A 12,239-nucleotide genomic window follows, 5' to 3' on the forward strand; every position below is an offset into this window, starting at 1 on the left:
GCAATGAAAAGAGAACAAACAATACAGAATCTCTACCAACTCGCGGAACAGACTCAGCAAGTTCAAGCTGATCGTATTGAAATCGTGTTGGAAGAGCGTCGTGAAGAACATTTCCCTCCTATGTCTAAAGCGTTGATGGAAACGCGATCTGGTTTAACACGCCGTAAGCTCGATGAAGCTATTGCGAAGATGGAAGAGGAAGGTCATAACTTTACTAAGAATAATGCTAACCATTATTCTATTTCTTTGTCTGAAGCCCATATGTTGATGGACGCTGCTGGCGTACCTAAATTTTATGAGCGTAAGAAGAATTCAGAAAGCAAACCGTGGATCATCAACGTTCAAAACCAGAAGGGTGGTACTGGTAAGTCAATGACAGCAGTTCATCTTGCTGCTTGTTTGGCGCTGAACCTCGATAAACGTTACCGCATCTGTCTTATCGACTTAGACCCTCAAGGTTCATTGCGTCTTTTCTTGAACCCACAAATTAGCTTAGGCGAAAACACGAATATCTATTCGGCAGTTGATATTATGTTGGATAACGTGCCTGATGGTGTCGAAGTAGATAAAGCATTTTTGACTAAAAATGTACTGCTACCAACGCAATATCCAAACTTAAAAACCATTTCAGCGTTTCCTGAAGATGCCATGTTTAACGCAGAAGCTTGGCAATATTTATCTCAAAATCAGTCGCTAGATATTGTTCGCCTGCTAAAAGAAAAGCTTATCGACAAGATTGCCGATGAATTCGATATCATCATGATTGATACAGGCCCACACGTTGATCCTCTTGTTTGGAACGCAATGTTTGCCTCTAACGCGTTGTTAATTCCTTGCGCTGCTAAGCGTTTAGACTGGGCTTCTACAGTGAACTTCTTCCAGCACCTACCTACGGTGTATGAAATGTTCCCAGAGGACTGGAAAGGGCTGGAATTCGTGCGTTTGATGCCAACTATGTTCGAAGATGACAACAAGAAACAAGTCGCTGTGTTAACTGAAATGAACTATCTACTTGGTGATCAAGTGATGATGGCAACGATTCCTCGTAGCCGCGCTTTTGAAACTTGTGCAGACACGTATAGTACCGTTTTTGATCTTACGGTCAGTGATTTTGAAGGTGGTAAGAAAACATTGGCTACCGCTCAAGATGCAGTACAAAAAAGTGCGCTGGAGCTAGAGCGTGTCCTTCATACAAATTGGTCTTCTTTGAATCAGGGGTAATTGAACAATGGCATTAAAAACGTCTGAATTGAACGCAAAACTATTTGGTAAAGCGGATAAACGTCGTGCGACTACCCCTCAAGAAGCGCAATCTGCAGCTAAGGCTCAAGCTCAAATTATCGAACTAGCCATTGCCGGTGAAGAGATGGTGACGTTTGAGTTGGTACGCGTTCCAGCAGAGCGAGTCGCGACAGATACTGTTGTTTTTGCAGAAAATGCGCGTGAGCAAGCGTTCCTTAATGAACATGCTTTGTCTGATGTTTTGGTGACATTAAAAGAGCGTGGTCAACAATTTCCCGCTGTGGGTCGTCGTACTGCAGATGGCAAAATCGAAGTACTCGATGGTAGTCGTCGTCGAATGTCTTGTATCTTGGCCAATAAAGAGTTTTTGGTTTACGTTGCCAATGACATAAATGCAGAACACGCCAAATTCCTCTCTGACGTAGCAAATGCGCACAAGCCTCTGTCTCTGTACGAAAAGGGACGTGAGATGCAAGCTAAGCTCGACAGTGGCGAAGCGGAAGACCAGAAAGCGTTAGCACGCATGTTCCAATGCAGTGAAGCGTTGGTGAGTGGTGCATTAAAAGCAGCAGCATTGCCGCTAGAGCTGCTAAAAGCATACCCTAACGTCGTTGAATTAGGTCGCCCAACGATTGTTAAATTGCATAAACAATTTAACGAGCTGAGTGATGTTCAGCAGCAAGCCCTGATTGAAAAATGCCATCAAGATGGTAGATATGTATGGCAGTGTTGTGAAGCTCAAGGCGTAACGCGCATAACGAAAGAAGTGACTGAAACATTAGAAAGTTGGATTTCAGATCTTGTTCCGCCAAAAAGAACAGAAAATCCTAAAATTGAACTAGTGAAAGGCCGAGCAAATTACTCTCGTAAGGGCACTAATTTGTCTCTGAACCTTAAAAAGGTCGATGATGTTTTGATGCAAGAAATCCTAGATTTCGTTGCTGGAAAACTTCAATAGCCAGTTCATTTTCGTGCTCCCTCAAATGGACATTGCGTCGTTCAATATTGAGGAGAGTGATTAACAAAAAGGCCCGCATTGTTATGCGGGCCTTTGTTATTTGAGCGGTTTAAAAAATCAGTTACGTAGTTTTTGCCAGTATTCGTCGTAAATCGCTAACGCTTCTGGACCAACGTCGTTAGTAAATTCGCCTTTCTTCATGTCTGCATCACTAGGGAAAATCGTAGGGTTGTTACGAATTGACTCTGGTAGTAGCGCGCGTCCGGCTTTGGTTGCAGATGAATAACCAAGAGTATTTACGATTTCTGCTTGGTTTTTCGGTTCATACATAAAGTTGATGAACTTCTCTGCTAGCTCTTTGTGCTCTGTACCTGCAGGGATAATAAAGTTATCCATCCACATTACAGCCCCTTCTTTTGGCATTACGAAGGTGAGCTCAGGCATCTCTTGTTGACCTTGGAATCCATTACCATTCCATTGCATACCTAGAGATACTTCACCGGAAATATAAGGTACGTGCGGTGCATCTGAGTTGTACAGCAATACGTTATTTTTCAGTTTAACTAATGACTCGTAGGCCTGTTTGATTTCAGCTGGGTTAGTGCTGTTAATGCTATGACCGTTCATTTTTAGTGCCATACCGAAAACATCACGCATGTCATCGATAAGCATCACTTGTTGAGCGTACTGTGGTTTCCACAAATCAGACCAAGAAGAGATACCTTCTGGAATGAGATTTTTGTTGTAGTAAAGACCAGTAATACCCCAAATATAAGGCAACGAATATTTGTTTTGTGGGTCATGAGGTAAACCAAGTAAACCAGGCATGGTATCTTTCATGTTTGGTACTTTTGAGTGGTCTATCTCAGCAAGCAGACCTTCACGTCCCATCTTATCTATAAAGTATGCTGATGCGAATACAACGTCGTAACCAGTTCCTTTAAGCAGTTTCAGCTTAGTGTACATACCCTCGTTGTTTTCGAAAGTAGTGTAGTTAATGGTGACATTTTCTTGCTTCTCAAATTGTGCGAGCGATTTTTCAGGTAGATAACCACCCCATGCATATACGTTCAGTGTTTCTTTCGCTAAAGCAGAGGTACTCATTACTAAAACGCTGGTGATCAGGCATCCTTTAAGAAAAGTTTTCATTGCATTTTTTATCCTTAAGTGTCCAGTCCAATACTGGTTATCCATCAAATGATTAGGCAACTTCTATGTTCAATAAAGCAAAATAAATTTGTCGTGTTGGACAAAACTTTTTCTTCCTTTACTGCGGTATCAGAAATCATTTCTGAGATGGGTTACCTTATCTCAGTTTAGCACCAAAGAGGTAGTAGGGAGTGCTTTCACTGCTGTGATAACATTCACTTAATTCGAATTATGATTGAGTTACATGAACAGTTCTTTATCTTATTTACTTAAATTGCGAGACGTTGCAGTTGAGCAAAATTGCCGTTTCGGCGTTGTTCTAGAACAGGACACTGAGAGCGCATACGAGCTTTGTCTGCAGTTTATTGAGTCAGCAGGTATACAGCACGTATTTGCTTTAGGCACTCAACTAAACAGCGTTTCGGTCGTGCAGGTAGAATCACATCAAGGGCATCAGTTTCTTGGTCGAGAGTGCCAAATCCTTATTTGGAATTTGGCAGCACCTTGGGACGCAAACAGCTTTAGTTCTGCGTTAGGTACGTTACGTGGTGGCGGGCTCGTTTTGTTTGTCGCACGAACACACTCTTGCGATCTTGCTCAAACTTGGCTCAATGCTCATTTGAGTGATCTGTTTCAACTGGGGCCGTATCAGCAAACGCCGTTACCTAAAGTCGAGCCTCTTTCTGAACGACCATCTTTAATCCAACAACAACAAGCAGTAGAACTCATTAAAAAGGTGGTGACTGGGCATCGCAAACGTCCATTGGTTTTAACTGCCGACCGGGGGAGGGGGAAAACCAGTGCCCTAGGAATAGCGAGTGCGCAGTTAATGCAAGAGCGACGGATTAAAATTGTTGTTACAGCTCCTGCAGCCAAAGCGGTGCAACCACTTTATCAGCACTTGACCACGCAACTAACAGAGGCTCAGCGTGTTAAAGATCAAGTGACGTTTCACCAATCGTCTTTGGTCTTTATGGCTCCAGATTTGATTTTGCGCGATAAGCCTGAGTGCGACCTGCTGATTGTTGATGAAGCAGCGGCACTGCCTATTCCGATGTTACAGGCATTAGTTGAGCATTATCATCGAATGGTGTTCTCATCCACGATTAACGGATATGAAGGATGTGGACGTGGTTTTACTTTGAAATTTCAGGCTTGGTTAACGAAAGAAAGACCTGGGTACAATACTTTTCATATGGACCAACCTATTCGTTGGGCGATTAACGATCCGCTAGAACAATGGCAAAGAGATGCCTTCTTATTGGACTACGAACTTGCTCCACTATCCATTGAGCAACACCAAGTCCAATATCACCTTATCGATAAACAGAATTTGGTCGCTAAGCCTGAGTTACTACAGAGCATCTTCTCGATTTTGGTCAATGCTCACTATCAAACATCTCCTAATGATTTGTTCCAGCTGCTTACTGATCCTGATATGGTAATTTGGGTTGCTCAAGATTCCCATTCCATCGTCGGTTGTTTACTCGCGGTGAAAGAGGGCGGGCTTAACCCCGAAATGGTTGAGCAAATATGCCAAGGGAAAAGACGTCCTAAAGGACATCTTGCTGCAATATCCATTGCGAATCAGATGGGCATTACTGCTGCTGCTGAGCAGATAAGTTATCGTGTAATGCGTATAGCAGTTCATCCTGATGCCCAACGAATGTCTATTGGTTCTTCGCTGCTGAACCAATTTTGCCTAAACGAAAAAGCAGATTTCTTTTCTACAAGTTTTGGTGCTACTGATTCTCTCGTCGAATTTTGGCATCGCAACGGATTTGAACCCGTGCGTCTTGGTTCTAAGCGAGATCAAGCCAGCGGTTGTTACTCCCTGTTAATGGTCAAGAGTGATAAGGTTGATTGGCTTCAACAAGCGAATGCGCTTTTTTATCAGCACCTATTGTTTGAACTCGATGATAACTTCAAACAGCTCGATGGTAGCTTGATTCGATGGTGTTTGATGCAGCGAATACATTATGGCAAAGCAAACAAGATTCACGAACGATTAATTGGCTACTACGTACAAGGTGGTGGCAACTATGAAAGTTGCGCATTCATCATGGCGGAATGGTTGTTAGGTTTACCGTCTGAGCAATGGGCAAGCATCTCCAATTTGCTGATAGCAAAAGTGCTACAGAAGTGGAGCTGGCAAGAGTGCGCTTCAAGTTTTTCTCTTTCCGGCCGAAAACAAGTAGAGAATAAATTGCGAGAAGAACTTAAAAGGGTGTTGGACAATTTACACTGTAAAGTGATTAACTAACCCGATGATAAATTTGATTTACAGTGTAAATTGATTTTGCTCTTAATCCGGACAGATGCAATTTACACTGTAAACTACATAAAATGTATTTCTAAGCTTATGAGGGTGATATGACCCTGATTTTAAAACCAGAAATATTTGGTCCGTGGCGAATGTTCGATACACTCGCGACAGTAAATAATCCTTAGGTTAAGTAGTATGTGGAAGGACTTTGTTGCACTAGACGATGAGCAGGTTCGCGTCGTAGCAAAAATGGATGCAAGTCAAACGGCTGACGGTAAATTTGATAATTCGTCACTGGGTGATGCTTTATTGGAAATCGGTGCAGGAAAATTTAAAGTGCTGGACAGTGAAGTTGAACGCTTCATTGCTAAGGCAAAACAAAATCATCCAGATGCGCGACTTGGAATTGTCATCGCTGAAAAAGCGGATGCACAAATTGTCATATCTTTATCGGATAAAGATATGACGGCGACTATGACCGTCACAGGGGCTTTTGGTGGTAGAAATATCGCAGCACCTGATATCGTCCGCCACCTAGCCGAAGCTCATGTGAAAAAAGGCATCAATAAGGTAGCGTTAAAAAAGGTATTGGTCGCTAGTCAGTCACTTGCTCCTGGTGAAACGTTTAGTCATATCGTTGCGCAGGGAACACCTGCTCAAAATGGTAATAGTGCTCGTCTTGTCCCTTTAGTTGAAGATGTAATGAAGCGAATCTTGGCTCCCCAAGATAACGAAGCTCATAAAATTGATATGCGCGATTTTGGTCAAACCATTACGGTTGGTGAGAATGATCCTGTCATGCGCCGTGAACCTGCGACCAAAGGCAAAATGGGTTTTACGGTGTTAGGTGAGCCTATCAAACCTAAACCTGGTGCTGATGCATCGATGAAGGAAGGTAAAGGTACTTACATCTCTCCTAACGATGCGAATCTACTCTTAGCTAGCCAATCAGGTATGCCTATCATCCGTCAAAGCACAGTTGATGTAGAAACTGCACTTTGTCTTAACAGTGTGAGTGTTGCAACTGGCCACGTTAAATTTAAAGGTTCTGTTGTCGTCGCCGGTGATGTGGAACCTGGAATGATTATCCGCGCGACAGGCAGTGTGACGGTTGGCGGCTTTATTGAATCGGCTGACGTACAAGCTCAAGGCGATATTGATGTAGGGAAGGGCATTATAGGTCACACCGTCTCTGAATCTGAACCTAAGAGTTGTGTCGTTAAATCGGGTGGTAATATTAAAGCGAACTACGCACAGTTCTCTGAACTGCAAGCTACGGGCGATATTCACCTTGCAGTACACTCAATGAGTAACGACTTACGTTGTGGCGGTGACTTAGTTGTCTTAGATGAAAAAGAGACTCAAGGGACATTGAGTGGCGGTCATGCCAAAGTTGGCGGTCGTGTCCTATGTTTTAATCTTGGTGTTGAAGGCGATACGGCGACTTACGTTGAAGCATTTGCGAAATACCCAAATCAAAAAGAACGAATTGCTAAACAAAAAGCCATCTACAAGCAAGCTCAAGAAGCGACGATGGATGCGGTGCGCCGTGAATTGGTTGTTAAGAAGCGCGACAAATCAAAACGCACGCAAGAAGATATCGATAGAGTAGAGCATCGAAAGAAAGTCGCTAATGCCCGAATGGAAAAAGCTAGACATGCGGTCGAGCTAGTAACGCAAGATTTCGAACAGTTGTTACTCACTAAAACCGTTGAGGCACGAGGGCAAGTCTTTACGCATGTCACCGTGATGTTCGCCGATGAAAGGGTGACAACTAAGCGTGCCCACGGTCCTTCTGTGTTTCATTTCAATCAGTACAAAATCTTATGTGCGGCTAAATTAGCTGATGGTGCTATTGGCGAGGATGACGATATCTAAGTCTCTGTTATCGATTTAGCAAAAGGGAAAGCACGGATGCTTTCCCTTTTTTGTACAGAGAAAACCCCCAGCTTGGCTGGGGGTTCCGTTAAGCTTATAGCTATAAGTCAGTTATAAAACCCCTTTCAATTTGTTAGAAATACCTTGTGGTCTGGCAACTACAAGAGTTAATCAGAAATTGAAAGGGGGTCCCAATATGGGGGACGAGAAGAGCTTAGCTCACACAAGATGGAACTGTAAATATCATATAGTATTCGCACCCAAATATAGAAGGCAGGTGTTCTACGGTGAAAAACGTCGAGCAGTTGGAGAAATCTTGCGAAAGCTATGTGAATGGAAAGACGTGAATATACTCGAGGCTGAATGCTGTAAAGATCATGTTCATATGCTTTTAGAAATCCCACCGAAGTTGAGTGTTTCAGGTTTTATGGGATATTTAAAAGGTAAAAGTAGTTTGATGCTCTATGAGCGATTTGGGGATTTGAAGTTCAAATACCGAAATCGAGAATTTTGGTGCCGGGGTTATTACGTTGATACAGTCGGTAAAAATACAAGCCAGATCCAAAATTACATCAAGCATTAATTAGATCAAGACAAAATGGGAGAGCAACTGTCGATCCCATATTCAGGTAACCCGTTTACGGGTCGCAAGAAATAGTCATATGCAAATGTCAGATCACGATGCGCCTGCTAGGGCGCTGCTGGTAGGAGAGCCTTATAGGCGCATATGAAAAACCTCCGGCTATGCCGGAGGATATTTTTTTTATTGGACTTATGAGCTAAAACAAAAGCGCATTTTTCTAGAAAAATTCAATGTATCAGTTTGTTTGTTGATTATCTGTGCGAGCAAGACTTGAGTTCCAAGCTATATCAGCGCAAAATCCATAAAAAATGATAAGGAGTAGAAATGGATCTTGCAGATATTCGTCGCGAATACATTCAGGGCGGCTTAAGAAGAAAAGACTTAAAGGAAGACCCTATTGAACAATTCAATTTATGGCTTCAACAGGCGATTGATGCGAAGTTGTCTGACCCAACCGCGATGACTGTTGCGACAGTAGATGAAACGGGCCAGCCGTTTCAACGTATCGTATTGCTGAAAAATATCGATAAGAACGGCTTTGTTTTCTACACCAACTTAGGCAGTCGTAAAGCTAAACACTTAGAACACAATGCCAAAATCAGTTTGCATTTCCCTTGGCATCCGTTAGAGCGTCAAGTTCATATCACTGGTACTGTAGAAAAGCTCTCTGCATTCGAAAACATGAAGTACTTTACTTCGCGTCCTAAAGATAGCCAGATTGCAGCAATCGCAAGTCATCAAAGTAGTCGTATTTCTGCGCGTGGTATTTTGGAAGGGAAGTTTCTAGAACTTAAACAAAAGTTTGCTAATGGCGAAGTGCCTGTCCCAAGTTTCTGGGGTGGATTTAGAGTTGTGCCTAGCAGCATTGAATTTTGGCAAGGTGGTGAGCACCGCTTGCATGACCGATTCTTGTATAGCTTAAGTGAACAAAATTGGGTTATTGATCGCTTAGCGCCATAATCGTTTGGGTTCAATGGATGGGATTTTTGTGATAATTCCGTTGATGATTGAAATAAAATCCAAAGAAAAAGGGAGTAAATACTCCCTTTTTTCGTTCTTTGCTGTGTAGCCGCGGCTATTTTAATTCACGTAATACTCGGAAACCGAGGTAGTTGGCTGCAGAAGTTGGATCAATGAAGAGTTCGCTAGATGCCTTAGCCATATCTGGCGAAAAGCTCCAAGCGCCACCCTTAGCCATTCCACGCGGATCTTGAGTCCATTCCCATACGTTGCCTACCACATCAACGAAACCTAGATTATTGGGTGCGAAAGAGCCAACAGGAGAGGTGCTCTTATTTGACCAAGTGCTACCCCCCCAACCAGTATTTGCTTTATCAGCACCGAAATCGTCACCCCACCAGTAATCACTTTGACTACCTGAACGCGCTGCGATTTCCCATTCATCTTCGGTTGGTAAACGATAAACAGAGCCCGTTTGTTTGCTGAGCCATTGCGTATAAGCTTTCGCATCGTTTTTGCTAACGCACACAACCGGATTTGACGCTGTCTGTTTAAAACCTGGGTTACGCCAGTAGCTATCAGAAACAGGCGTCACTTCTGAATTGTTTACCGAAATACAAAGATGTTTTAATTCAGCATCTGTTTGATAGCCAGTTTGGTTCACAAAAGTCTCAAACTCACCGACAGTAATCGGTGCGGCACTCATTGCGAAAGCATGATCAAGGTAAATTTTACGTGATGCATTCTCGCCAACAAGGTACTCACCGCGTATCATCGTGATCATCTCTGGCGCTTTTATGTTACCTTTCAATGAGTCAGCGAATTTATGTCCTGGTTTTAGAAGATTAGCTTGTTCGCGTAAAACCGCTCTTAGCGTTTGATCGCTATTAATACCCATTAATTGAGAAAAAGAGTCATATCCTTCTTTTTCTACAGTTATCAAATGGTTACCCACCGGAAGCATGATTTCTACTGGCGTACTTCCGTAGTTTACGTCGTCAATCACAACGTTGTCGTTGTATTGGTTAGAACGTACATTCAGACTAACCCAAGCGACTTCTTTCTGCTTTTGCTGTGGTTGACCGTTTTGGTCGACTGCGTAGCAATAACTATTGTCGATACCAAGCAAAGTACATGCAGAGGTTTCAGCAGCGCGAGATTCAAGTTGGGCTGTAAGTACCGTTTGATAACGATTATTGTCTACAAAGCCAGCCTTATTCATATCGTATTTAATGAGATGAATATTGAGGGAAACTTTGTTGAGGTTCTGTTTAATGACAGAGGTTTCACTAGCACTGTCGATTAGCCAATCTTGGTATTGGTTGACTGCTTTCTGCAACGCCAATTCTTTCGTTTGGTCTGCACATTGAGCTAAGGTCATTTTGATATCACATTTATTGGTGAAACTGACCTTTTGTTCTCCAGTCTGTTTTAACTCGCTCTTAAGCCTTTCAGCTCGAGCGCGCAATTTATCCTGACCAAGCGCCACTATTTTCTGTTGGATGGCATTTTCTTTGGCTTTCTGTTGAGCTAGTTGTGCTTCCATGTCTTGAAGCTTCTGTGTGGCATCTAGGCGGGCTTTTTGGTTCTGTTTTACATCAGACCAAGCTGCTTGATAACTTGCCTTGATAGGAGAGATATCGACCTTAGGGTCGTTAATCATTTTTGTATAGGCTTTTTGTAGCGATGCTTTAGCTGACTGCAGCGTTGCGTCAAGCGCTTTTGCTTGAGTTTCTAGTCGTACCAACTCATCTGATTGTTTTTGATAAGCGGCTTGCTGAGTCTGAGTCGTCTTCTTTGCATCCTGCAAATCTGTACTTTGGCTAGACAGTGCATCATCAATGGCGCTGACTGAAGACGGAGCTTCTTCTGCCAACGTTGATGAAACCATTAAGCAAGGAGAGAGTGCCAATAACAGAGCGGGTAAACCTTGTCGCATTATTATCTACTTCAGTTAGCTAATGAAAATGTTCTCGCTATTGTAAACGAAAACGCCACTTTGTCAGAAGTCATCTTTCAATAACTTAGTAACAAAATGACGTTTTAGCGAGCTGAAAGTGTGATGAAGTTTCCACCACTTATGAAAGTTTAGCTCTCTTTATTTGGGCGGAGTTTTACCCAAACAGTGTCGTTACCGTTAATCGTGATGACACGGTTGTAAGTTTCGTATCCATCTTTAGATACGGTCACTTGGTGTCGGCCAGCTGGAAGTACTATTTCTACTGGAGTACTTCCGTAATTGATACCGTTAATAGTCACAGAATCATTAAATTGGTCTGAGCGAACTGTCACTGTAGACCATTGCTTATCAGTACGTTTCTGCGTGGTTTGTGAACCTTGTAAACAGTAACGAGTTGGTACGTTGAGCAGTTTACATGCTGCAACTGGCTCTGGCTTGGCTTGCATTTGTGCCTGAATCGATGTGAAGTAATCGCTATTTCCTTCGAAACCGCTTTTAATCACTTGGCTATCTTGCACTGTGATGTTCAGTTCAACGTCTTTCACATTCTGTTTAGCAAGTGCAGATTCGGTTAGTCCATTTAATAGCTGCTCACGAAACGTTTTCACTGCTTTTTGTTTTGTGAGATGAACACCTTGGCTAGCACATTCGCCTAACGTCATCGTGGTTGAACATGTTGTCTTATAGCTCGTTTCAATTGCACTAGTTTCGCGCAACTCTGCTTCAAGACGATTCACACGAGCTTCAATACGGCTCTCTTGCAAATTCGAATACTCGGTTTTTAAACGAGCACTTTTTTGCTTGAGTTGACCTAAACGCATTTCACTTTCAGTCACAGCCTGCTGTTTATTAAGCATATCAGATTGATTTTGCTTAACAGCAGCCCAAGACTCTTGATACGTCTTTTGGAAGCTAGCTAAATCAGTCTCAGGATCATCTAAAAGGTGACTATATTGTTTGTCTAGAGCTGATTTAGCACGGTTTTGTTTGGCGACTAATTCGTCGCTTTCACGTTTAAGGTTCGCTTCTTCATTCTGGAGCTGCTGAAGCGTTGATGCTTCTTTATCGTAGTCAGAAGAGATCGCGTCAATTTCACTCTGTTTGGTTGTTAATTTCTCATCGATAGCGGCAACCGGGTCAACAGGTTTGACGTCGTTTGCGTACACCGACGCAGATACCCAAATTGGGGTTAGCGCAAGCAGTAGCGCTGGGATGCGATGTTTGATCATAGGTCCCTGCAACA

8 protein-coding genes and 1 pseudogene are annotated in these 12,239 nt (G+C 42.8%); 6 read left to right on the forward strand and 3 right to left on the reverse strand.

Translation table 11 applies throughout. The annotated features are described in order from the left end of the window. The first annotated feature begins 3 nt into the window (after positions 1–3). Together OCV11_RS16640 and OCV11_RS16645 are read left to right on the forward strand one after the other, a co-directional pair. Entirely contained in the window at positions 4–1,221 is a 1,218-nt protein-coding gene (locus OCV11_RS16640; protein ID WP_261897149.1) for an AAA family ATPase, read from the forward strand. Between the two features lie 7 nt (positions 1,222–1,228). Beyond that, complete coding sequence (locus OCV11_RS16645) at positions 1,229–2,200, forward strand: ParB/RepB/Spo0J family partition protein (protein WP_261897150.1); 972 nt, start codon at positions 1,229–1,231, stop codon at positions 2,198–2,200. Positions 2,201–2,317: 117 nt separating this feature from the next. On the opposite strand, the gene OCV11_RS16650 is transcribed toward OCV11_RS16645, so the two are convergent. Beyond that, entirely contained in the window at positions 2,318–3,349 is a 1,032-nt protein-coding gene (locus tag OCV11_RS16650) for an ABC transporter substrate-binding protein (protein ID WP_261897151.1), read from the reverse strand. 244 nt (positions 3,350–3,593) lie between these two features. Here OCV11_RS16650 and OCV11_RS16655 point away from each other — a divergent pair, with 244 nt between their 5' ends. From OCV11_RS16655 to pdxH, 4 genes and pseudogenes are all read left to right on the forward strand, one after another. Next, positions 3,594–5,612 carry a tRNA(Met) cytidine acetyltransferase TmcA gene (locus OCV11_RS16655; RefSeq protein WP_261897152.1) on the forward strand — a complete coding sequence of 673 codons (2,019 nt, stop codon included), beginning with the start codon at positions 3,594–3,596 and terminating at the stop codon, positions 5,610–5,612. Between the two features lie 198 nt (positions 5,613–5,810). Continuing rightward, positions 5,811–7,493 carry a DUF342 domain-containing protein gene (locus tag OCV11_RS16660; RefSeq protein ID WP_261897153.1) on the forward strand — a complete coding sequence of 561 codons (1,683 nt, stop codon included), beginning with the start codon at positions 5,811–5,813 and terminating at the stop codon, positions 7,491–7,493. Between the two features lie 196 nt (positions 7,494–7,689). Beyond that, positions 7,690–8,151, forward strand: a pseudogene (gene tnpA, locus OCV11_RS16665) (IS200/IS605 family transposase). A 249-nt stretch (positions 8,152–8,400) separates the two neighbouring features. Then, positions 8,401–9,036 carry a pyridoxamine 5'-phosphate oxidase gene (gene pdxH, locus OCV11_RS16670; protein ID WP_261897154.1) on the forward strand — a complete coding sequence of 212 codons (636 nt, stop codon included), beginning with the start codon at positions 8,401–8,403 and terminating at the stop codon, positions 9,034–9,036. A gap of 115 nt (positions 9,037–9,151) precedes the next feature. Here pdxH and OCV11_RS16675 read toward each other — a convergent pair whose 3' ends face one another. Both OCV11_RS16675 and OCV11_RS16680 read right to left on the reverse strand, forming a co-directional pair. Then, entirely contained in the window at positions 9,152–10,975 is a 1,824-nt protein-coding gene (locus tag OCV11_RS16675; RefSeq protein ID WP_261897155.1) for a formylglycine-generating enzyme family protein, read from the reverse strand. Between the two features lie 149 nt (positions 10,976–11,124). Next, positions 11,125–12,225 carry a PEGA domain-containing protein gene (locus OCV11_RS16680; protein ID WP_261897156.1) on the reverse strand — a complete coding sequence of 367 codons (1,101 nt, stop codon included), beginning with the start codon at positions 12,223–12,225 and terminating at the stop codon, positions 11,125–11,127. Positions 12,226–12,239: the final 14 nt, after the last annotated feature.

This window comes from Vibrio porteresiae DSM 19223 (assembly GCF_024347055.1).
Taxonomy (GTDB): domain Bacteria; phylum Pseudomonadota; class Gammaproteobacteria; order Enterobacterales; family Vibrionaceae; genus Vibrio; species Vibrio porteresiae.